We start from the raw sequence: 22,185 nt of genomic DNA, 5'->3' as shown, positions 1-22,185 counted from the left end.
TGAACCGCCCCGACCGGCTGCGGGAACTCGCGACCGCCAACTTCGACCGGCTGGGCCTGATGCCGATGGAGCCAAGCCAGTTCGGCACGGCGGCGCAGGTGTCCTATCCGGCGGCGAAACTGCCCGAAGTCAGCTTCACCCAGGATGTGCAGGGCACGACCGGCGCTGACGCCGAGACTGGCACTGAAACCGGCACCGGCGCGGAGGGTTTGTAAGATGCGCACGCCCCTTCGCCCGCTCGCCCGTATCCTGCAGGCCCGACAGGAAGGGCTGAACCCCGACAGCATCGAGAAGGAAAACCTGAAGGTCCGCCACGAGGCGCTGCGCGAAAAGGCGCGGGGCCGGGCGCAGTTCCGGCTGTTCATTCTCTGCATCAGCTTCGTCTTCGCCTTCGGCGCCATCGGCGCGCGGATGGGACTGATGGCGGCGACCGAGCCGGTGGAGCCGAAATCCAGCGCGCCGGGGGCCGAGATCATCGCGCAGCGTGCCGACATCACCGACCGCAATGGCCGGGTGCTGGCGACCAACATGACGACCCATGCGCTTTACGCGCACCCCAAGGTCATGGTCGACCCGAAGGGCACGGCGGTGAAACTGGCGGAGATTTTCCCCGAGCTTGACGCCAAGGCGCTGGAGCGGCGCTTCACCGACGGGCGGAGCTTCGTCTGGATCAGGAAGGTCCTGTCGCCGGAACAGATGCAGAAGGTGCATGAGATCGGCGATCCCGGCCTGCTCTTCGGTCCGCGCGAGATGCGGCTTTACCCGAACGGGACCTTGGCCGCGCATGTGCTGGGCGGAACCTCCTTCGGCGCGGAGGGGGTGCATTCGGCGGAAGTGATTGGCGTTGCGGGGATCGAGAAGGCGCTGGATACCCGCCTGCGCGACCCGGCGCAGGGCGGCAAGGCGCTGACGCTCTCCATCGACCTGACGCTGCAATCGACGATCGAGGAAGTGCTGGCTTCGGGCGTGAAGATGCTGAACGCCAAGGGCGCGGCGGCGATCCTGATGGATGCGCGGACCGGCGAGATCCTGGCGATGGCCTCGCTGCCGACCTTCGACCCGAACGACCGCCCGGCCCCCATCGTCGACAAGAACGCCGAACCGGGGGACAGCCCGCTTTTCAACCGCGCGGTGCAGGGGGTCTACGAGCTTGGCTCGACCTTCAAGATTTTCGCCGTGGCGCAGGCGATGGAGCTGGGGCTGGTCAACCCGGAGACCCTGGTCGACGCCAATGCGCCGATGATCTGGGGCAAGCACAAGATCAGCGAGTTCGAGGGGCACAACTACGGCCCGCTTTTGTCGGTGACGGACGTGATCGCCAAGTCGTCGAACGTGGGCACGGCGCATATCGCGCTGATGATCGGGCCCTTGCGGCAGCAGGCGTTCCTGAAGTCGATGGGCTTCTTCGACCCGACGCCGGTTGAACTGGTGGAAGCCCCCGGGGCAAAGCCGCTTCTGCCGAAGAAATGGCCGGAGATCGTGACGATCACCACCTCCTACGGCCACGGGATGTCGGCCAGCCCCATGCATCTGGCGGCGGCCTATGCGGCGATTGCCAACGGTGGGGTGATGATCAAGCCGACGCTCCTCAAGCGCGAGGGTCCGACGACGGGCGTCCGGGTGATGAGCGAGAAGACGGCGGCGGATTCGGTCAAGATGCTGCGCCGCGTGGTGCTGGAGGGCACGGCGACGCTGGGCGACGTGCAGGGCTACGAGGTGGCGGGCAAGACCGGGACGGCGGAGAAACCGAAGAAGACCGGCGGCTACTACAAGGACAAGGACGTGAACACCTTCGCCTCGATGTTCCCGGCCTCGAACCCGCAATATGTGCTGATCGTGACGCTGGACGAGCCGAAGGACGACACCCTGTCCGAGGTGCGCAGCACGGCGGGCTGGACGGCGGTGCCGGTCGCGGCCGAGATCATCCGGCGCGTCGCGCCGTTGATGGGGCTGCGCCCGAAGCTTGAACCTGTCGCACCGGATGCGGTAACTGCCGCCAGCAACTGAAGCTGGCAAATCACGGGGACATGACATGGCAGCGCGCGCGACACGGCTATCCGACCTCGGGCTGACCGCCCGGGCCGGTCGCGACCCGGCGCTGTCGGGGGTGACGGCGGACAGCCGGGCGGTGCGTGCGGGAATGCTGTTCGCGGCCCTGCCGGGGACGGCGGTGCATGGCGCGACGTTCATCGCGGCGGCGCTGGAGCAGGGCGCGGCGGCGGTCTTGACCGATGCCGAGGGCGCGCGGCTGGCGGCAGAGGCTTTGGCCGAGACCGACGTGGCGCTGGTGGTGGCCGAGGACCCGCGCGCGGCCCTGGCCTGTGCCGCCGCGCTGTGGTTCGGGGCGCAGCCTGAAGTGATGGTCGCGGTGACGGGGACGAACGGAAAGACATCCGTCGCGACCTTCACCCGGCAGATCTGGGCCGCCTTGGGCCATGAGGCGATCAACATCGGCACCACGGGGATCGAGGGGGCCTGGACGGCGCCCTCCGGGCACACGACGCCCGACCCGGTGACCTTGCAGAAGCTGCTGGCGGCGGCGGCGACGGGGGGCGTGACCCATGCGGCGATGGAGGCCTCGTCGCACGGGATCGACCAGCGGCGGCTGGACGGGGTGCGGCTCAAGGCGGGCGGTTTCACCAACCTGACGCAGGACCACCTCGACTACCACGGCACGATGGAGCGCTATTTCGCGGCCAAGGCGCAGCTCTTCACCCGTCTGCTCCCCGAGGACGGGGTGGCGGTGGTGAACCTCGACGGCGCCAAGGGGTCGGACATGGCCGAACTGGCGCTGGCGCGGGGCTTGCGGGTGCTGACCGTCGGCAAGGGGCAGGGCGCGGATTTGCAGATCGCCGCGACCCGTCCCGATGCGACCGGGCAAGAGGTACGCTACCTGTGGCAGGGCCGCGCGTTCCAGACCCGCCTCGCGCTGATCGGGGCCTTCCAGGCCGAGAACGTGGCGGTGGCGGCGGGGCTGGCGATTGCCGCCGGAGACGCGCCCGAGGCGGTGCTGGCCGTCCTGCCGCGCCTCACCGGCGTGCGGGGCCGGATGCAGCTGGCCGCCACCCGCAGGAACGGCGCGGCGGTCTATGTCGATTATGCCCATACGCCGGATGCGCTGGAAACCGCGCTCACGGCGCTGCGCCCGCATGTGATGGGGCGGATTGTGGTGGTCTTCGGCGCGGGCGGCGACCGCGACCGGACCAAACGGCCCCTGATGGGGGCGGCGGCGAAGGCCCATGCCGATGTGCTGTATGTGACCGACGACAACCCGCGCACCGAGGACCCCGCCTCGATCCGCGCCGCGATCCTTAAGGCCTGCCCCGAGGCGCATGAGGTCGGCGACCGGGCCGAGGCGATCCTGCGGGCGGTGGATGCGCTTCTGCCGGGCGATGCGCTGTTGATCGCGGGCAAGGGCCATGAAAGCGGGCAGGTCGTGGGGACCGACATCTACCCCTTCGATGACGTGGAACAGGCTTCCGTTGCGGTGGCTGCGCTGGACGGGGTGATCTGATGCTCTGGACCTCCTCCGACGCGGCACAGGCGACCGGCGGGCGGGTTACGAAGCCCTGGGAGGCCTCGGGCGTGTCCATCGACACGCGGACGCTGGCGCAGGGAGACCTGTTCGTTGCGCTGAAGGATGTGCGGGACGGGCATGAATTTGTCGCGGCGGCGCTGGAGAAGGGGGCTGCAGCGGCGCTGGTCAGCCGCGTGCCGGAGGGCGTTGCGGCGGATGCTCCCCTCCTGATCGTCCCCGATGTGCTGAAGGCGCTGGCTGACCTCGGCGCTGCGGCGCGCGCGCGGACGCGGGCGAAGGTGGTGGGCGTCACCGGCTCGGTCGGCAAGACCTCGACCAAGGAGATGCTGCGGGCGATCCTGTCGGGGCAGGGCCGGACCCACGCGGCAGAGGCCAGCTACAACAACCATTGGGGCGTGCCGCTGACGCTGGCGCGGATGCCGGTCGACACCGACTATGCGGTGATCGAGATCGGGATGAACCATCCGGACGAGATCGCGCCGCTGGCCCGGCTGGCCCGGCTGGACGTGGCGATGATCACCATCGTCGCCCCCGCCCATCTGGAAGCCTTTGCCAGCATCGAGGGCATTGCCGAGGAAAAGGCCGCGATCTTCGACGGGCTCATCCCCGGCGGGACGGCCATCTTCAACGCCGACATGGCGACGACACCGATCCTGCGGGCGAAGGCGGCGGAAGTCGGCGCGAAGCCGGTGGGTTTCGGGGCCAGCGAAGGCGCCGACTGGCGGCTCATCGAAGCGCGGATCGGCGACGAGGCGACGGTCTGCCGGGCGACGCATCAGGGCAAGCCGCTGCTCTACAAGGTCTCTTCCCCCGGCCGCCATTTCGCGCTGAACGCGCTTGGCGCGCTGGCGGTGGCCGAGGCGCTGGGGGCCGACCCGATGATCGCCGCGCATGACCTTGGCCGTTGGGTGCCCCCGGCCGGGCGCGGGCAGCGGGAACGGATCACGCTGGATATCGTCGAGGAAACCTATTTCGACCTGATCGACGACGCCTTCAACGCCAACCCGGCCTCGCTGGCGGCGGCCCTTGACGTGCTGATCGCCGCCAAGCCCACCGACGGGATCGGGCGCGTCGGCGGCGGCCGCAGGATCGCCATCCTGGGCGACATGCTGGAACTCGGCCCGACCGAGATCGAACTGCACGCCGCCATCGCGAAACATCCCGGCCTGTCCGCCATCCACGTCATCCACTGCGTCGGACCCCGGATGAAGGCGCTGCACACCTCCCTGCCGCGCGGGCAGCGGGGCGAATGGGTGGAAACCGCGCAGGACCTGGCGCCGCGCGTCCGCAGCCTGATCGACGCGGGGGACATCCTGCTGGTCAAGGGCTCGAAGGGCGTGAAGGTCAGCCTGGTCGTTGACGTTCTGCGAAAAATGGGGCAGGCCGCGAGCCCGAAAGAAGGGACCCTGTAGATGTTTTACTGGCTTGCCGAGTTTTCCGATGGGGGCGGTATCTTCAACCTCTTCCGCTACATCACCGTGCGCGCAGGCGGGGCCTTCGTCACCGCGCTGATCTTCGGCTTCCTCTTCGGGCGCCCGCTGATCGACCTGTTGCGCCGGAAACAGGGCAAGGGCCAGCCGATCCGCGACGACGGGCCGCAAAGCCACCTGTCGAAGGCCGGGACGCCGACGATGGGGGGCCTTCTGATCCTGTCGGCGCTGATGGTCTCGACGCTCCTCTGGGCGCGGCTCGACAACCCCTTCGTCTGGATCGTGATCCTGGTGACGCTGGCCTTCGGCCTGATCGGCTTCGCCGACGACTATGCCAAGGTGACCAAGCAGAACACCAAGGGCGTCTCAGGCCGGGTGCGGATGGGGCTTGGCCTGCTGATCGCGGCGCTGGCGGCCTATGCGGCCTCGATGTTCCATCCGGCGGAGCTGACCAACCAGCTGGCCTTCCCCTTCTTCAAGGACGCGCTTCTGAACCTGGGCGTCTTCTTCGTGCCCTTCGGCATGGTGGTGATCGTGGGCGCGGCAAACGCGGTGAACCTGACCGACGGTCTGGACGGGCTGGCGATCATGCCGGTGATGATCGCGGGCGGCACGCTGGGGATCATCGCCTATGCGGTGGGCCGCGTCGACTTTACCCAGTACCTCGATGTCCACTACGTTCCCGGCACGTCCGAACTGTTGATCTTCTCGGCCGCGCTGTTTGGCGGGGGCCTTGGGTTCCTTTGGTACAACGCGCCCCCGGCGGCGGTGTTCATGGGCGATACCGGGTCGCTGGCTCTGGGCGGCGCGCTGGGGGCCATCGCGGTCTGCACCAAGCACGAGATCGTGCTGGCCATCGTCGGCGGCCTTTTCGTCGTCGAGGCGCTGAGCGTGATCATCCAGGTCCTCTATTACAAGCGCACCAAGAAGCGCATCTTCCTGATGGCCCCGATCCACCACCATTTCGAGAAGAAGGGCTGGGCCGAGCCGCAGATCGTGATCCGGTTCTGGATCATCAGCGTGATCCTGGCGATGATCGGCCTGGCGACGCTGAAGGTGCGGTAAGTCGTCGCAACTTTCCTGACGGTCATGGCTTGTTTCCCGGCAGGGGCCAAACCGGGCGGATTGCCGCATTTCGGCCACGAAATGGCAAAAGTTTCACCCCTTTACCTCCTTGAATTGCATTGCGATTCAACTGGAGGCTGAGCAGATGTTTTCCATCACCAAGGCTGTTTGTCGTAACGCGTTCCTTGCCGTCGCATTTCTGGCGCCCCTGTCCGCCGCCGCGCAAGAGGCCTGCACCACCTACACCGTGCAGGAGGGCGACACGCTGGGCGGCATCGCCATGACCGCCTACGGGTCCTACAACTATCAGATGATCTTCAACGCCAACCGCGAGGCGATTGCGGGCAACACGAACAGCCTTCCGGCCGGGTTGCAACTGGTCCTGCCCTGCAAGGACGGTCGCCTGACGCCGGACAGCGAGCTGAGCGCCGTGATCGAGGCCGAGACGAAGAAGCAGGACGAGACACGCGATCCGAACCGGCCCTACCTGCCGCCGTTGAAATTCGTCACCGCGAACGACTGGAAGCCCTTCACCGACGAAAGCCTGACCGGCGGCGGCATCTATGTCCGCATGGCCACGACCGCGATGCAGCGTGGCGGCAACGACCGCGACTACAAGATCGCCTTCGTCGACGACTGGGGCGCGCATATCGACACGCTCCTGCCCTCGGGGGCCTATGATGTGTCGATCGCCTGGTCGAAGCCGGACTGTTCCAAGATCGACATGTTGGGCGAATTCGCGGTCAAGATGTGCACCGAGTTCGAGTTCTCGGACCCGATCTACGAGGTGGCCTATTCCTATCACACGCTGGTCGACAGCAAATACGCCAACGCCCGCGCCTTCGCCGACTATGCCGGGGCAAGGATCTGTCGGCCCGAGGGCTGGCCGACCAGCGATCTCGAGGTCGAGGGCCTGGCCGCGCCGACGGTGGAATTCGTCCGACCGAAGACCCCGATGGAATGCGCGAAGATGCTGCTTGACGGCAAGGTCGACCTCTATTCCATCGAAGTCGAGACCTCGACAGCGAACTTCGAGGAGTTGGGCGCGACCGACAAGGTGCTGCTGAACCCGGCGCTGGCGACCTTCAACACGCATCACTTCGTGACCTCGCGGTCGAACAAGCGCGGGCTGGAATATATCGCCATGCTGAATCGCGGCCTGGCCGAGATGCGCGAGTCGGGCGAATGGTACGACATCGTCGCCACGGGTCTGGCGGAATACAACGACGCGAAGAAGTGATCCGGCTCCCGGGCAGGTGGCATGGGTTGCCCCCTGTCCGGGTCCGCTTCTGGCCGGAGCGGCATGCCATCCGGCCTCACGCGGGGATCACCAACCCGTGCTGCACGTCGCGGTGATTTCCAGGTGAACGGGGTCTGTGTCTAGCCTTTGTCCCACGTCCGACAGGGACGCAACAACGGGCTTCGACCCAGGAGAAACGCCATGAAACTCACGCTCACTGCTCTCGCACTTGCCGCCGCTGCCGCGCTGCCGACGCTGGCCCTGGCCGATGACATGGACCCGGCCAAGATGACCTGCGCCGAGTTCTCGGCGATGGACAAGGACGGGATGATGAAGGCCATCGACGCCATGCACATGGCCGGGCCGGATGCGTCGATGAAGATGGACGCGGCGGCGACCGAGGAGGCGATGAAGATGACCACCGAGCACTGCAAGGACAAGCCGGACATGATGGCGATGGACGCCATGATGCAGAAGTGACGCGAGGCCCGGTCGGCCCGTCCCCGGATCGGCCGGCCGGACTTTCGCCCTGATCGGCAGGGCACGCCCGATCCCCTTCCCCTTTGCCGCGCGGTCGCCTATCCCTGTCCGGGACCAATGGGGGGCAGGCGATGATCCCGGTGAAGGGCTACAAGGGTGCGAAGGTGGCGGTGCTGGGCCTCGGCCGGTCAGGCCTCGCCACGGCGGCGGCCTTGCGGGCCGGGGGGGCGGAGCCCTTGCTGTGGGACGACAGCCCCGAAGCCCGCGCGAAGGCGGAAGCCGAGGGGTTCACGCTCACCGACCTGACGCGCAACGCGGCGCTTGAGGGGGTGGCCTGCCTTGTCACCTCGCCCGGCATCCCGCATCTTTTCCCGGCGCCAAACCCGATCATCGCCCGCGCGCTGGACGCCGGGATCCCGGTCGACAACGACATCGGCCTCTTCTTCCAAAGCGCCGCCGGGCCGGAGTGGGAAGAGATGGAAACCCCGCCCAAGGTGGTGGCGGTGACCGGCTCGAACGGCAAGTCGACGACGACGGCGCTGATCCATCACATCCTGCAAGTGGCAGGCAAGCCGACGCAGATGGCGGGGAACATCGGCAAGGGGGTCCTGTCCATCGACCCGCCCGTCGACGGCGAGGTGGTGGTGCTGGAACTGTCCTCCTACCAGACCGAGCTGGCCCGGGCGCTGACGCCGGATGTGGCGGTCTTCACCAATCTCTCGCCCGACCATCTGGACCGGCATGGCGGCATGGGCGGCTATTTCGCCGCCAAGGCGCGGCTTTTCACCCTGGGCGGGCCGGACCGCGCCGTGGTGGGCGTGGATGAGGTCGAGGGGCGCTACCTCGCGGGGGCGCTGGCGCAGGGGCCGCAGGACGACCGGGTGATCCGGGTGTCGTCGGGGCAGAAGCTCGAAGGCTTCGGCTGGTCGGTCTTCGCCCGAAAGGGGTTCCTTGCAGAATGGCGGAAGGGGCGGCAGGTCGCTTCGATTGATCTGCGCGAGGTCAAGGGCCTGCCGGGCGCGCACAATCACCAGAACGCCTGTGCGGCCTATGCCGCCTGCCGCTCGCTTGGCCTGGCGCCGAAGCTGATCGAAGGGGCCTTGCATTCCTTCGCGGGACTCCCGCACCGCAGCCAGCTGGTCGGCGAACGCGGCGGGGTGCGGTTCGTGAACGATTCCAAGGCCACCAACGTGGATTCGGCCGAGAAGGCCCTGCAGGCTTTCCCGAAGATTCGCTGGATCGCCGGGGGCATGGGAAAAGACGGCGGGATCGCCGCCTTGAAGCCGCATCTGGGATCGGTGGTGAAGGCCTACCTGATCGGCCATTCCGCGCGGGAGTTCGCCTTGCAGATCGGCGAGACCCCGCACGAAATCTGCGAGACGATGGACCGCGCCGTGGCCCGCGCGGCGGAAGAGGCGCAGGCGGGGGAAGTCGTGCTCCTCGCCCCGGCGGCGGCAAGCTTCGACCAGTATCCGAACTTCGAGAAGCGGGGCGAGGATTTTACCGCGCGGGTCAGGGCGCTGCTCTAGCCGACGCCTCGTCGAAGCCCTTCGGGCACTCCTCGGAGGGGGACCCCAGCGATGAGTGCCCGAAGGGCTCGAAGAGCGAGCCGTCAGACAGAAAGCAGCTTGCCGTCCTGATCCGCCGAGTCCACCGCCCGGTCCAGCAGCCGCTGCAAGGCCGCGCCCCTTGCGAAATCCGGGTCGGCAACGCTTTCGCCCCGGATCGCCGCGATGAAGCGCTGGTAGATCGTCGGCACTGGCGGGCAGTCCACGTCGTGCCAGGTGCCGGTCTGGATATCATCGCCAAGGCAGGCCCGCAGGTGGCTGACGGTCTTCTCGAAGGTCACCTCCAGCCCGCCGGTCTGGCCGTAAAGCCGCAGCCGCAGGTCGTTCAGATGCCCGGTCGCAAACCGCGTCGCCGCCACCGTGCCAAGCGCGCCGTTCGCCAGCCGCAGCTGCATGGTGGCACTGTCATTGGCGTCCAGCACATAGTCGCCGATCTGCCCGCCCGGCGCCTTGTCGAAGGTCTGCAACAGGCAGGACACCTGCGTCGCATCCATCCCGGCGATGAAGGTGGCGAAGTCGAGGATGTGGATGCCGACATCGCCCAGCACGCCTTTCGAGCCATGCTTCGTCGACAGCCGCCACAACCATTGCGGCTCGCGGTCCCAGTGGCCCCAGGCGGGCTGGGTCAGCCAGCTTTGCAGATACGACGCCTCGAAATGCCGGATCGTGCCGATGGCACCGTCGCGCACCATCTGCGCGGCTTTCTGCAGTGCGGGCACGTTGCGGTAGCTCAGGTTGACCATGTTCACCACCCCTGCCTTTGCGGCGGCGGCGGTCATCTCCTCGGCATCCTTCGCATTGGTCGCCAGTGGCTTTTCGCACAGCACATGCTTGCCCGCCGCCAGAAAGGGCAAGGTGGTCGGGCAATGCGCGGCGTCGGGGGTGACGTTGGTCACCGCGTCGAACCCGCCCCAGGCAATCGCCTCCTGCACCGAAGCGAAACCATGCGGGATGTTGTGCGCCGACTGGAAGGCGGCGAGCGGTTCGGCGCGGGTGTCGATCCCGGCGACGACCGTGACACCGGGGATCGCGGCGAAGGCTTCGGCATGGTTCTTCGCCATGCCGCCGGTGCCAAGGATCAGGATGCGGACGGGCTGCATCAGCGATACCCTTCCTCGCCGTCATGGTGCAGCCGGGGACCGCGTTCCTCCAGCGGTTCCAGCGTCTTGCCGACGGGGGTGTTCGGGGCATCGGTCGGTTTCGCCAGCCGCCCTTCCGGGTTGAAGGCCCAGCGGACGCCGTTGGCAATCACCTTCTGCACCAGTGGCTGATGGTAGGTCGGGTAGGTCTCGTGCCCCGGACGGAAGTAGAAGATATTCCCCGCCCCGCGCCGATAGGTGAGGCCCGAGCGGAACACCTCGCCGCCCTGGAACCAGCTGACGAAGACGGTCTCCAGCGGTTCCGGCACGCCGAAGGGCTCGCCATACATCTCTTCGTATTCGATCTCGAAATGGTCGGGGATGCCGCGGGCGATGGGGTGCTGGCGCGACGTGACCCAAAGGCGTTCCCGCTCCCCGGCCTCGCGCCAGCTGAGGTTGCAGGGCGCGCCCATCAACCGCTTGAAGGGCTTCGAGAAATGCGCGGAATGCAGGAAGATCACCCCCATGCCGGACCAGACCGCCTCGGCCACGCGCTCGACGACCTCGTCCTTCACCTCGCCATGCGCGGCATGGCCCCACCAGATCAGCACGTCGGTTTCGGCCAGCTTCTTCGCGGTCATCCCATGCTCGGGGTCCTGCAAGGTGACCGTGGTCGCCTTGATCCCGTCTTCCCGGTTCAGGAACTCGGCAATCGTGCCGTGCATGGTCTTGGGGTAAACCTCGGCCACCACCTTGTTTTTCTGCTCGTGGACGTTTTCGCCCCACACGGTGACGCGGATGGTCATGGGTAGTCTCCTTCGAAATGAAAGTGCGCCCGGTAGGAACCCCGGGTGCGCGGGATATGTTTCAGCGGATCGGTTTGCCCGCTTCGTCGAAGCGGTGCAGGTTCTCAGCCTGCGGGGCCAGCGAGACGCGGGTGCCGACCGGGATCGTCGCCTTGCCGGGACGACGGACGATGACCGGCTCGTCGCTGCCGATCTCGACGAAGAGATAGTGGTCGGAGCCCAGGTCCTCGACGTGCAGGACTTCACCCGACCAGGGGCCGTTTTCCACCACGTCGATATGTTCCGACCGGGCGCCCAGGGTGGTGCAGCCGTGGTCGGCGGCGAAATTCCCGGTCAGGAAATTCATCTTCGGGCTGCCGATGAAACCGGCGACGAAGATCGAGTTCGGGCGTTCGTACAGCTCGGCCGGAGACCCCGCCTGTTCCAGCCGCCCGTCGCGCAACACGGCAATCCGGTCGGCAAGGGTCATCGCCTCCACCTGGTCGTGGGTCACATAGATCATGGTGACGTTGGACATCGAATGGTGCAGCTTCGCGATTTCCAGCCGGGTCTGCACCCGAAGTGCGGCGTCGAGGTTCGACAGCGGCTCGTCGAACAGGAACACGCGCGGATCGCGGACGATGGCGCGGCCGATGGCGACGCGCTGGCGCTGGCCGCCCGACAGCTGCTTCGGCAGACGGTCGAGCAGGTGGTCGATCTGCAGAAGCTTGGCGGCGGATTCGACGCGCTTCCTGATCTCGGCCTCGCTGGTCTTGTCCAGCTTCATCCCGAAGGCCATGTTGTCGTAGACCTTCATATGCGGATAAAGCGCGTAGCTCTGGAACACCATCGCGATGCCGCGCTTCGACGGGATCAGGTTGTTCACCTTCTCGCCGTCGAAGGTCATGTCGCCGGTGGTGATCTCCTCCAGCCCCGAGATCAGGCGCAGCAGCGTGGACTTGCCGCAGCCGGAAGGCCCGACGAAGACCATGAACTCGCCCTTCTCGATGGTCAGGTCGATGCCCTTGATCACCTGCACGGCGCCGTAGGACTTGGTGACGTTCTTCAGTTCGATCTTTGCCATGATGTCAGCCCTTCACGCCGCCCGCGGTAAGCCCCGCGACGATCTTGCGTTGGAAAATGAGGACGAGGATGATCAGCGGCACCGTCACGATGACGCTTGCCGCCATGATCGGACCCCAGGGGATTTCCTGCTGGCTTGCGCCTGACAGCAGCGCGATGGCCACCGGCACCGTCCGGGTCGTCTCGGAACTGGTGAAGGTCAGGGCGAACAGGAATTCGTTCCAGGCCCCGATGAAGGCCAGAAGGCCGGTCGTCACCAGGGCGGGCCACAGAAGCGGCAGGAACACCTTGGTGATGATCACCCAGGGGGTGGCGCCGTCGACGATGGCGGCCTCCTCGATCTCGACCGGCAGGTCGCGCATGAAGGTGGTCAGCACCCAGACGGTGAAGGGCAGGGTGAAGATCGTGTAGGACAGGATCATCGCCCAGGGGGTGTTGAAGATGCCAAGGAAGCGGACCAGCTCGAACAGGCCGGCCAGCACGGCGATCTGCGGGAACATCGACACCGCAAGGATCGCCATCAGCAAGAGCCCCCGCCCCCGGAACCGCACCCGCGCCAGCGCGTAGCTCGCCGTGACGGCCAGGAACAGTGCGAAGACCACCGTGGTCGTCGCGATGAAGACCGAGTTGACGATCGACCGCACGAAGTTCCGGCCACCCAGCACCGAGGCATAGTTGCCCCAGTCGAAGTTCCTGGGCAGGTAGTTGACCTTGAACAGCTCGGTTCCCGTCGCGAAAGAGGTGACGATCGCGTAGTAGAACGGGAAGACCGAGAAGACGACGATCACCACGACCAGCGCGTAGAAACCGACGGTGGAAAGCAGTTTCTGCCCGGTCATTTCTGCCCCTCCCCGGAAAGGTCGACCTTGCCCAGCCAGATATAAAGGCTGACGAAAAGCGCGATGATCGCGAAAAGCAGCGTCGACTGCGCCGCGCCATAGGCGAACTTGTCGAAGTCGATCATGTTCTCGCGGCTGATCACCGACATGGTCTTGGTGGCCGCACTGTTCGGCGTCAGCACATAGACGAGGTCGAAGATCCGCAGCGCGTCCAGCATGCGGAAGATGATCGCGACGGCCAGCGCCGGGCGGATCAGCGGCAGGGTGATCTTGAAGAACACCTTCACCGGGTTGATCCCGTCCAGCTTCGCGGCCTCATAGATGTCGCGCGGCACCATCTGCAGGCCGGCAAGGATCAAGAGCGCCATGAAGGGCGTGGTCTTCCAGATGTCGACCATCAGCACCGCATACATCGCGGTATCGACCGAGGCGGTCCAGGCGATCTTCTGGTCGATCAGGCCAAGCCGGAGCGCCATGTCGTTCAGGATCCCGAACTGGTCGTTCAGCATCCAGGCCCACATCTTCGCCGAAACGATGGTGGGAATGGCCCAGGGGATCAGGATGGCGGCGCGCACCAGCCCGCGACCCTTGAACTCGGCATTCAGCACCAGCGCCACGATCAGGCCCAGCACCGTCTCGAAGAAGACCGAGACGAAGGCGAAGCGCACCGTGTTCCAGACCGCGTTCCACCAGTCGGGATCGACCAGCGTGCCGCGCCAGATCCAGCGCCCGCTTTCAAGGACGCGCAGTGACAGGTAGTTGTCGAAGCCGATCCACTGGCCCGCGTACAGATCGGACAGCTTGGTGTCGGTCAGCGAAAACCAGACCGTGCGCAGCAGCGGCCAGGCCGCCACGAAGAACAAGGCCGCCAGCATCGGCGCGATGAACCAGAAGGCCGCGCGCTGGCGTTGCTGCGAGAGGCTGAGCCCCCCGTCGTTGGTTGCCATGATACCCTCCCCTGTCGGGCCCCCCTCCGGGGCCCGTTGCGATGAGGCGGGCGGCGACTGCTGGGGTCAGCGCCGCCCGCCGTCGGGGTCAGTCAGGTCCGGGAGGACTTACCAGCCCGACCCCTTCAGGTCCGTCAGATCCGCTTCCAGAAGTTCGAGGTTCTCGGCAGCCGATCCGTTGCCGGACAGCGTCTCGTGGACGGCCGACCAGAACTTCGCCGAAACCTCGTTGTATTTCCCAAGCGTCGGCGCCGAGGGGCGCGGCACGGCGTTCAGGAACACGTCCTTCCACTGCGGGATGATCGGCTGCGCGGCGGCGATGTCGGCGTCATCGTAAAGCGAGATGATCGTCGGCAGGTTCGAGGCGATGAGCGCGCGGGTCTTCTGCGCCTCCGGTCCGGCAAGGTAGAGCGCAAGGCTGATCGCCGCGTCCTGTTTCGTCGAGTATTTCGACACCGCGACGTTCCAGCCGCCCAGCGTCGCCGCCGAGGTGTCGCCTTCCTTGCCGACCGGCAGGGTCGTCACCGCGAACAGGTCCTTGACCGCCGAATCGTCGCCATTGCCCAGCGTGTAGGCATAGGGCCAGTTGCGCATGAAGACGGCATTGCCGGTCTGCCAGACGCCGCGGGATTCCTCTTCCCCATAGGCCAGGACGCCATCGGGGCTGATCGTGCCGACCCAGGACTTCGCCATTTCCAGCGCCGCCACGGCGTTCTCGTTGTTGATCGAGATCGTGCCATCGGGCTCGACGATCTGGCCGCCGCCATAGGATTTGACCCATTCCAGCGCGTCGCAGGTCAGGCCTTCATAGGCGTTGCCCTGCCAGACGAAGCCCCACATGTCGGCCTTGCCTTCGGCGCGTTCGCCGTCCTGGATGACCTTGGCGGTTTCCGCCAGTTCGGCCCAGGTCTTCGGCGGGGTCTTGCCGTATTTCTCCAGCAGGTCCTTCCGGTAATACAGCGCGGGCGCATCGGTGAAGATCGGCAGCGCGACGAGCTTGCCGTTCACGGTCTGCGACTGGATGATCGACGGGAAATGGGTGGGCGCCAGGTCCTTCGCCGCTTCGGTCAGGTCGACGAAATGGTCGGCCAGCTGCGGTGCCCAGATCACGTCGGTCTGGTACAGGTCGATGTCGGTCGCCCCGGCGGCGAGCCAGAGGCGGTACTGGCCGAACTGGTCGGTCGTCGAGGCGGGCATCGGGACGATGGTCACCGTGTTGCCGGTCTTCTCTTCCCAGGGCTTCACGATGGTCTTGAAGTCCTCGACCGCGTTGCCGACGGCGCCGGACACATAGAACAGCTCTTCGGCCATGACGGGCGCGCCCAGCACGGCAAGCATGGCAGCAGTGGCGGTCGCGCGGAAGGCGCGGCCTTTCATCATCATCATCGGTTTTCCTCCCATCGGCGGCCTTGATGGCCCGCCTTCCCTCCAAAAAACGCCCGGCAGAATCCGAAACGTTTCGGAAAAGATAACTTCCAAAGCGCTTTCGGTCAACGATTCGATGCGCTTTGGATGCCCGGCGCATCGGCGACGGAATTGCGCTCGATGAAGGCGAAGCTGCCGATCCGCTGAAGCTCGGCAAGCGGCTTGCCCGCGATGGCTCCGGCCAGACAATCGGCGAGCGGTTCCCAGCTGTCCCGCAGCGGGGCCCTGGTGACGGTAAGCGCGGGAAAGAACGCCGACGCCCGCAGCGACGGCAGCTCGTCGTCATGCGCGACGACCGACACATCGCCGGGCACAGCAAGGTTCAGCGCCGACAGGGCCTGATAGACACCTCGGGCCAGCCGCACATTGCCGCAGACGATGGCGGTGGGCCGGGGGGCATCGCCGGTAAAAAGCCGGATGGTGGCGGTCAGGCCGGTCGCCTCGTCCATCTCGCCGTTCAGATGGAGATGCGGCAGGTCCTCGGCCCCGCTGTCGCGTAACGCCCGGTGGTAGCCCTGCTCGCGTCGGGTCACATAGCATCGCCCGGACGTGCCGTTCAGATAGGCAATCCGGCGATGGCCCCGCGCGGCGACGTGAGCGGTCAGGCCATAGGCAAGCTGTTCATTTTCAATATCAAAGTACGGGTATCCGGGCGCCCTTCCGCTGCGGCCATGCACGACGAAGGCGATGCCGGTCCTGGCCAGGAAGTCGATCCTGGGGTCCTGGTCCTGCGGGTCGATCAGCACGAAGCCATCCAGCAACGCCTTGCCGATCAGCTTCTGGTAGACCGGGATCGCGGGCTCGTTCTCGGCCATGATGTGCAGGACGAACTGCATGCCCCGGCCGGAAAACTGCGCGGAAAGCCCGGCGACCACCTCCAGGAAGATGCCGTCCTGGCCGATGTCGCGGTGCTGTGGCACCACCAGCCCCACCATGCCCGACCGACCCGAGACCAGCTTCCGCGCCGAGGCATTGGGGTGGTAGTTCATCGCCTGTGCGGCATCCTTGATGCGCTGGCGGGTGTCCTCGCTGACGTCGGAATGGTCGTTCAGCGCCCGGCTGACCTGGGTGATCGACAGGTCGAGCGCCCGGGCGATATCTTTCAAGGTCGCCATCGTTCAAACCCCTTTGGATTTCATCCGAAACATTTCGGACGCGAAATGCAATGAAAATCTCGCAGGCCGGGCCGACACGGCCGCCGCACGTCCGCCGGGCGGCCCCGGGGCCAGGGGACAGGGCTCCGGCTGCGGCCCGGTGTCACTTCGTTGCAGCGCACGCATTGCGGCGTTGACAGGTCCACCATCTGCGGGAGTAAGCTTTGTTTACCGGGGGCGAACTGGCCGATTGACAGGGTCCTGTGACAGGGGCTCTTCTTGGCAAGCGGCAGCGCGCGCCTGCACGAACCAGACCGCGAACCAGAACATCCGGGGACAGCCCGGAAGACTGCCGTCAATCAGGGAGACCAACCGTGAAACACACCACCTCCGCCTTCAGCCGCCGCCGGTTCCTGCAAGGGTCCGCCGCCGGCCTGGGCATCCTCGCCGCCCCGGCGATCATCTCGTCCAAGGCGCTGGCCTCGTCGGGCGAGCTGAACTTCACCGGCTGGGCGGGCTATCCGTCGCTGGCCGAAAAGGTGTTCCCCGCCTTCGAGGCGGCCACCGGGATCAAGGTCATCTTCAAGGAACTGCCCGACCAGGATTCGATGTACACCGAAGGCAAGGTCGCGCTTGACGCCGGCGGCATCGACGTGATCGAGCCGACGATCGACCGCGTCGCCGCCTGGAACTCGAACGGGCTGATCCAGGGCTGGGACGACACCAAGCTTGCGACCGGCAACTACCTGCCCGGCCTGATCGACGGCAACGCCGAGGGCATGGCCCGGATCGACGGCAAGCTGATGATCGCGCCGTCGAACTGGGGCACGGAATCGCTGGTGGTCAACACCGCTGGCGCCAAGATGTCCTCGCCCCCGACGCTGGGCGATCTCTTCAACCCGGACAATGCCGTCACCGTGCGCCCGCATTCGGCGCTGGCCGCGATGGGCCGCTGGCTTGACGCCACCGGCAAGCTGCCGCGTCCGTGGATGGACGGCTACAGCGACATGGCGGCGATGGCCGAGCTGTGGGACATCGCCCTGGCCGAGGCGATCAAGGCCAAGGGCAACGTGGTGCAGTGGTGGACCGGCGAGAACGAGGCCAACGCGGGCTTCACCGCCAACGGCGCCGTCGTGGGCCTGTGCTGGGATTCGACCGGCTACAACCTGCGCAACGACGGCTACGGCTATGTCGCCCCGGCCGAGGGTGCCTTCGCCTGGAACCAGGGCTTCGTCTTGATGAAGAACGCGGTCAACGTCGACCAGGCGCATGAATTCGCCAAGTTCGTCTCGACCCCGGAAGGCTCGGCGATGTGGGCGACCGCCTTCTCGTCGAACCCGGTGGGCAAGGGCGGCTACGACCAGATGGGGCCGGACGTCGCCAAGTACTACGGCGATTTCCTGACCGCCGAAACCTCGGCCAAGCTGTGGTGGTGGCCCGCCCAGTCGGCCGAGTTCCTGACCAAGCGCGCCGAATACGCCGACAAGTACAAGTCGGCCTGATCCTGGCGCTGCGCGTGCGCAACCATTGAGCCAAGGACGCCGGGCCCGCACGGGCTCGGCGTGCCTCATTGCGCAAGGCAACCCGCGCTGGACCGAAAGTCCGGTGCAATCTGGCGATAGCGAATGCGGGGGGCTGGATGCCTGCTCCCCTGCAAAAAAGACTGATCTCGGGGATACGATTGGGGGACGACGCGGGCCATGAGCGCGGGAATTGATCTGGAAAACGTCTGCTGCGACTTCGGCACCTTCCGGGCCGTCGACAACGCCAATGTGTCGATCAGGCCGGGGGAGTTCTTTTCCTTCCTCGGGCCATCGGGCTGCGGCAAGACCACGATCCTGCGCATGGTCTCGGGCTTCATCGAGCCGACGGAAGGGTCGATCAGGATCGGTGGCAAGGATGTGAAGGGCACAAGGCCGAACCAGCGGCCGACGGCGCTGATCTTCCAGAACCTCGCCCTCTTCCCGCTGATGCCGATCTGGGAGAACATCTCCTTCGGGCTGGAAGTGCGCGGCGTCGACAAGGCCACCCGCCGCAAGAAGGCCGAGGACCTGCTGAAGCTCGTCGACCTGCCGGGGGCGGCGGACAAGATGGTCAGCCAGCTGTCCGGCGGGCAGAAGCAGCGGGTGGCGATTGCCCGCGCGCTGGCGGTCGAACCCTCGGTCATGCTCCTTGACGAACCCTTGTCGGCGCTGGACCTGAAGCTGCGCCAGCACATGCGGGCCGAGCTTCGCGCCATCCAGAAGCGGACGGGCGTCACCTTCATCTACATCACCCATGACCAGGGCGAGGCGCTGGCGATGTCCGACCGCGTCGGCGTCATGAGCCAGGGCCGCATCCAGCAGATCGCCGTGCCGCGTGACATCTATGACAACCCGGTCAACGGCTTCGTTGCCTCTTTCGTGGGCGAGAACAACATCTTCGAAGGCGAGATCGGCCCGGTGGCCGAGGGCATGGCGGGGCTTTCGGGCGCGCATGGACGCTTCCGCGCCCGGATCACGCCGGACGCGCAGGGCAAGGCGCTGAAGCTTTACGTCCGGCCCGAACATACCAAGCTGTCGAAAACCGCCGCGGGCGAGAATTCGGTCGAGTTGGAAGTGACCGAAGTGGCCTTCGAAGGCGCCTTCATCTCGGTTCACGGGCTGGCGGCAGGGGGCAAGCGCATCCAGGCCGAAGTCAAGAACGATGGCGTCACGCAGGCCCCGGCCGTGGGTGAGAAGGTCTTCGCCACTTTCGATGCCGCCCGCGCCTTGCTGCTGCCCGACGCGAACGTGCGGGGGTAGGCCGATGCAGGATCTTCTCCGCCGCTACGGGAAAGGGCTGACCGCCGTCTTCTGCCTGCTGGTCGCCTTCTGGATCCTCGTCCTGGTGATCCTGCCGAACTTCACCATGTTCGAGCAAAGCTTCCGCCCCTACCTGCCGGTGACCGAGATCGGCGGGCCGAAGGATGTCTACGGGTTCGGCAACTACAACAAGATCCTGGACAACCCGGTCGAAACCGCGTGGTTCGGCATTCCGATCACCGTCCCGATCCATGTCAACACCTTCCTGCAGACGGTGTTCTTCTCGGCGATGGTCACGCTGTTCACCCTGATCCTGGCCTATCCGCTGGCCTATTATCTGGCCAAGATCGCCAATCCGCGCTCGATCCCGACGCTGCTTCTCCTGCTCTTCATCCCGATGTGGGTGTCCGAGGCGCTGCGCGCTTTCGCCTGGTACATCATCCTTACCTTCAACGGGCCGCTGAACGCAGCTCTGAAAGCCCTGGGGGTCATCGACCAGGGCGTGCGCTGGCAGAACGGGGTCGTCACCTCCTACGATGCCATCGTGATCGTGCTGACCTATTGCTACGTCCTGTTCATGCTGTTCCCGATCTACACCGCGATCACCTCGCTCGACACCAACCAGATCGAGGCGGCCGAGGACCTGGGCTCGCCCTGGTGGCGGACGCATTGGCGGGTGGTGATTCCGCATGCCAAGCCCGGCATCGCAAGCGGGTGCGTGATGGTGTTCATGCTCTCGGCCGGGTCGTTTCTGGTGCCGACCGTCGTGGGCTCGACCAAGGCGAACTGGTTCCCGCAGACGATCTACACCTGGTTCAATGATGCGCTCGACTGGAACACGGGGGCGGCCTATTCGATGATCTTCCTTCTGGTCTGCATCTTCTTCGTGATCCTTGCGATGCGGGTCTTCAAGGTCAAGCTGTCGGATATCGCCAAATGAGCCGGAAACGCGAACTTCTCGGGCAGGTCTACTTCGCCCTTTTCATCCTCTACCTGCTGGTCCCGCTGGCCGTCATGGCGGGGGCGGCGTTCAACGACAGCAAGCTGCCGACCATCGCGCCCTGGAAAGGCTTCACCTGGGTCTGGTTCCAGGAGCTTTGGGCGGACCAGACGATGTGGGGCGCCTTCCTCAACTCGATCCTGGTCGCGCTGGCCGTGGTGGCGCTGGCGGTGCCGATCGGGACCTCGGCGGCGATCCTGCTGAACTCGATCTCGGGCAGATACCGGGCGACGCTCTACGGCTTCATGGTCGCGCCGGTGCTGGCGCCGGGGCTGGTGATCGGCATCTCGACGGTGCTGTTCTGGAACCAGCTGGGCCATGCCACCGGGGCCGACAACCTTGCGCTCTTCGGTCGTGGCCTGCACCTGTCGACGCTGGGCCAGGTCAGCTACATCTCGGCCTATGTGATGCTGCTGGTGCTGGCGCGGTTGCAAAGCTTCGATCCGGGGCTGGAAGAGGCGGCGCTCGACCTCGGCGCGAACCACGGCCAGGTCTTGCGGCGCATCCTTCTGCCGCATCTCTACCCGGCCATCGCGGCCTCGGCGGCGATCGCCTTCTTCCAGTCGATCGAGAACTTCAACGTCACGCTGTTCACCAAGGCGAATGCGACGACGCTGACGGTCTATGTCTTCAGCCAGGTCCGGGCCGGGATCACGCCGAAGATCAACGCGCTGGCCTTCCTGTTGATCCTGCTGACGCTGATGCTGGCGCTGGTCTACGAGATCAACCGCCGCCGCCGCGCCCGGATCGAGGCCGCGCGCGAGGCCGAAGCCCGGCGGGCGGAAGAGGCGATGCTCTAGGGGCGGCTCGTCGATGACTTCGCTTCCTCGCTCGGTTGCGACGAGAAGCCGAAGGCGCACGAGGAGCCGACCCCTGGGCAAGTCTTAACAAAATCTGAATGTCCGCAAGCAAGCCATTGATTTTGAATGGCTTGATTTTCTGTCCACCGTGGACAGCCCTGTTTCAAAGCCCCCGCAGCAGCACATCGCACAGGGGGGACGCCGGGTCGGCCAGCCCTTCGATCACGCTGAAATGGTGGTGCCCCGGATCGGCGGTCCAGGGGCAGGCCCATTCCTCGGACAAAAGCCGCGCTTGCATCAGAAAGGCCGGCCGCTCCTCGGCCCCCACCCAGACATGCGCCGTCACCCCGTCCCGCAAGGCCTGTCGCGCCGGGCTTTCCATCGCCGCCTCTTCCGCGTCGATCTTCAGGGTCCGGTTCATCCCCGTCGCCATCAGCGGCCCCAGTTCGGCGAGCGGAGAGATCGGCACCACCCGCGCCACCGGCACCGCGATGTCGGCGCAGCCCATCCGCGCCGACAGATGCCCCCCGGCGGAATGCCCCGTCACCACCATCGGTCCCGGCACCCGCGTCCCCACGAACCAGCAGGCCCGCGCGATCTCCGCCGTCATCTCGGCCAGTCGTGCCGCCGGGGCGAGCGTGTAGCTCGGCATCGCCACGGCAAAGCCCCGCGCCAGGGGCCCCGCAGCCAGGTGCGACCAATGTGCCTTGGAAAAGAGGTGCCAGTAGCCGCCGTGGACGAAGACGACCACCCCCTTCGGCGCGCCTTCGGGCAGGAACAGATCCAGCTCCTCGCGCGGGGCGGTGCCATAGGCCAGGTCAAGCTCGGCCCGCGCGCCCATCGCTTGCCGGAAGGCCGCGGCCTCGCGGGTCCAGCGCGGGGGATAGTCGGCGGCACCGGGAATGAAGTCACCGTTGGCATAGTCGCGGTCGGGATCGGGCCAGCGGTAGGCTGGTCGGGAATGGGGCACGTCGGACCTCCTGTCGGATCGCGGCCAGACTGCGCCAGACGGACCCGGCTTCGCAAGGG

The 22,185-nt window shown here is 66.3% G+C and carries 19 protein-coding genes and 1 pseudogene; 12 read left to right on the top strand and 8 right to left on the bottom strand.

The window, feature by feature from the left end; translation table 11 throughout:
• The 8 genes and pseudogenes from ACE3P6_RS00215 to murD all read left to right on the top strand — a co-directional run.
• Positions 1 to 215 (top strand): annotated as a pseudogene (locus ACE3P6_RS00215) (cell division protein FtsL); the annotation flags it as partial.
• Between the two features lies 1 nt (position 216).
• Positions 217 to 2,007 (top strand): peptidoglycan D,D-transpeptidase FtsI family protein, encoded by a 1,791-nt coding sequence (locus ACE3P6_RS00210; protein WP_374390911.1) that lies wholly within the window; start codon positions 217 to 219, stop codon positions 2,005 to 2,007.
• A 25-nt stretch (positions 2,008 to 2,032) separates the two neighbouring features.
• Positions 2,033 to 3,514: a UDP-N-acetylmuramoyl-L-alanyl-D-glutamate--2,6-diaminopimelate ligase gene (locus tag ACE3P6_RS00205; RefSeq protein ID WP_374390909.1), complete on the top strand. Its 1,482-nt coding sequence runs from the start codon at positions 2,033 to 2,035 to the stop codon at positions 3,512 to 3,514.
• Positions 3,514 to 4,950 (top strand): UDP-N-acetylmuramoyl-tripeptide--D-alanyl-D-alanine ligase, encoded by a 1,437-nt coding sequence (gene murF / locus ACE3P6_RS00200; protein ID WP_374390907.1) that lies wholly within the window; start codon positions 3,514 to 3,516, stop codon positions 4,948 to 4,950. Before ACE3P6_RS00205 ends, murF begins: the two co-directional genes overlap by 1 nt.
• On the top strand, positions 4,951 to 6,033 hold the full coding sequence (gene mraY / locus ACE3P6_RS00195) for a phospho-N-acetylmuramoyl-pentapeptide-transferase (protein WP_374390905.1): 1,083 nt from the start codon (positions 4,951 to 4,953) through the stop codon (positions 6,031 to 6,033). It abuts the gene before it with no gap.
• 145 nt (positions 6,034 to 6,178) lie between these two features.
• Entirely contained in the window at positions 6,179 to 7,273 is a 1,095-nt protein-coding gene (locus ACE3P6_RS00190; protein WP_374390903.1) for an ABC transporter substrate-binding protein, read from the top strand.
• 201 nt (positions 7,274 to 7,474) lie between these two features.
• On the top strand, positions 7,475 to 7,753 hold the full coding sequence (locus ACE3P6_RS00185) for an HdeA/HdeB family chaperone (protein ID WP_374390901.1): 279 nt from the start codon (positions 7,475 to 7,477) through the stop codon (positions 7,751 to 7,753).
• 131 nt (positions 7,754 to 7,884) lie between these two features.
• Complete coding sequence (gene murD, locus ACE3P6_RS00180; protein ID WP_374390899.1) at positions 7,885 to 9,282, top strand: UDP-N-acetylmuramoyl-L-alanine--D-glutamate ligase; 1,398 nt, start codon at positions 7,885 to 7,887, stop codon at positions 9,280 to 9,282.
• 83 nt (positions 9,283 to 9,365) lie between these two features.
• Here the strand turns inward: murD and ACE3P6_RS00175 are convergent, their stop codons facing one another.
• The 7 genes from ACE3P6_RS00175 to ACE3P6_RS00145 form a co-directional block, all read right to left on the bottom strand.
• On the bottom strand, positions 9,366 to 10,421 hold the full coding sequence (locus ACE3P6_RS00175; RefSeq protein WP_374390897.1) for a Gfo/Idh/MocA family protein: 1,056 nt from the start codon (positions 10,419 to 10,421) through the stop codon (positions 9,366 to 9,368).
• Positions 10,421 to 11,206 (bottom strand): ThuA domain-containing protein, encoded by a 786-nt coding sequence (locus ACE3P6_RS00170; RefSeq protein ID WP_374390895.1) that lies wholly within the window; start codon positions 11,204 to 11,206, stop codon positions 10,421 to 10,423. The genes ACE3P6_RS00175 and ACE3P6_RS00170 overlap by 1 nt, the downstream gene beginning before the upstream one ends.
• 61 nt (positions 11,207 to 11,267) lie before the next feature.
• A complete protein-coding gene (locus tag ACE3P6_RS00165) occupies positions 11,268 to 12,269 on the bottom strand; it encodes an ABC transporter ATP-binding protein (RefSeq protein ID WP_374390893.1) in 1,002 nt (333 codons plus the stop codon).
• 4 nt (positions 12,270 to 12,273) lie between these two features.
• Positions 12,274 to 13,107 carry a carbohydrate ABC transporter permease gene (locus ACE3P6_RS00160; RefSeq protein ID WP_374390891.1) on the bottom strand — a complete coding sequence of 278 codons (834 nt, stop codon included), beginning with the start codon at positions 13,105 to 13,107 and terminating at the stop codon, positions 12,274 to 12,276.
• The gene (locus ACE3P6_RS00155) at positions 13,104 to 14,054 is read right to left on the bottom strand and encodes a carbohydrate ABC transporter permease (RefSeq protein WP_374390889.1); all 951 of its coding nucleotides are present in this window, start codon (positions 14,052 to 14,054) and stop codon (positions 13,104 to 13,106) included. Before ACE3P6_RS00155 ends, ACE3P6_RS00160 begins: the two co-directional genes overlap by 4 nt.
• A gap of 108 nt (positions 14,055 to 14,162) precedes the next feature.
• On the bottom strand, positions 14,163 to 15,440 hold the full coding sequence (locus tag ACE3P6_RS00150; protein ID WP_374390887.1) for an ABC transporter substrate-binding protein: 1,278 nt from the start codon (positions 15,438 to 15,440) through the stop codon (positions 14,163 to 14,165).
• A 104-nt stretch (positions 15,441 to 15,544) separates the two neighbouring features.
• Complete coding sequence (locus ACE3P6_RS00145; RefSeq protein ID WP_374390885.1) at positions 15,545 to 16,594, bottom strand: substrate-binding domain-containing protein; 1,050 nt, start codon at positions 16,592 to 16,594, stop codon at positions 15,545 to 15,547.
• Positions 16,595 to 16,947: 353 nt separating this feature from the next.
• On the opposite strand from ACE3P6_RS00145, the gene ACE3P6_RS00140 reads away from it, so the two are divergent.
• The 4 genes from ACE3P6_RS00140 to ACE3P6_RS00125 all read left to right on the top strand — a co-directional run bounded on the left by ACE3P6_RS00140 (position 16,948) and on the right by ACE3P6_RS00125 (position 21,156).
• Entirely contained in the window at positions 16,948 to 18,075 is a 1,128-nt protein-coding gene (locus tag ACE3P6_RS00140; protein WP_374374438.1) for an extracellular solute-binding protein, read from the top strand.
• Positions 18,076 to 18,273: 198 nt separating this feature from the next.
• Positions 18,274 to 19,356 (top strand): ABC transporter ATP-binding protein, encoded by a 1,083-nt coding sequence (locus ACE3P6_RS00135; RefSeq protein WP_374390883.1) that lies wholly within the window; start codon positions 18,274 to 18,276, stop codon positions 19,354 to 19,356.
• Positions 19,357 to 19,360: 4 nt separating this feature from the next.
• The gene (locus ACE3P6_RS00130; protein WP_374390881.1) at positions 19,361 to 20,296 is read left to right on the top strand and encodes an ABC transporter permease; all 936 of its coding nucleotides are present in this window, start codon (positions 19,361 to 19,363) and stop codon (positions 20,294 to 20,296) included.
• The gene (locus ACE3P6_RS00125) at positions 20,293 to 21,156 is read left to right on the top strand and encodes an ABC transporter permease (RefSeq protein WP_374390879.1); all 864 of its coding nucleotides are present in this window, start codon (positions 20,293 to 20,295) and stop codon (positions 21,154 to 21,156) included. The genes ACE3P6_RS00130 and ACE3P6_RS00125 overlap by 4 nt, the downstream gene beginning before the upstream one ends.
• Before the next feature lie 163 nt (positions 21,157 to 21,319).
• On the opposite strand, the gene ACE3P6_RS00120 is transcribed toward ACE3P6_RS00125, so the two are convergent.
• Positions 21,320 to 22,126: an alpha/beta hydrolase gene (locus ACE3P6_RS00120; protein ID WP_374390877.1), complete on the bottom strand. Its 807-nt coding sequence runs from the start codon at positions 22,124 to 22,126 to the stop codon at positions 21,320 to 21,322.
• Positions 22,127 to 22,185: the final 59 nt, after the last annotated feature.

Origin of the sequence: Tabrizicola sp., assembly GCF_041911175.1 — a bacterium.
Classification (GTDB): domain Bacteria; phylum Pseudomonadota; class Alphaproteobacteria; order Rhodobacterales; family Rhodobacteraceae; genus Tabrizicola.
Note: the sequence above shows the minus strand (reverse complement) of the source record. Positions and strands in the feature narration are given on the sequence as shown.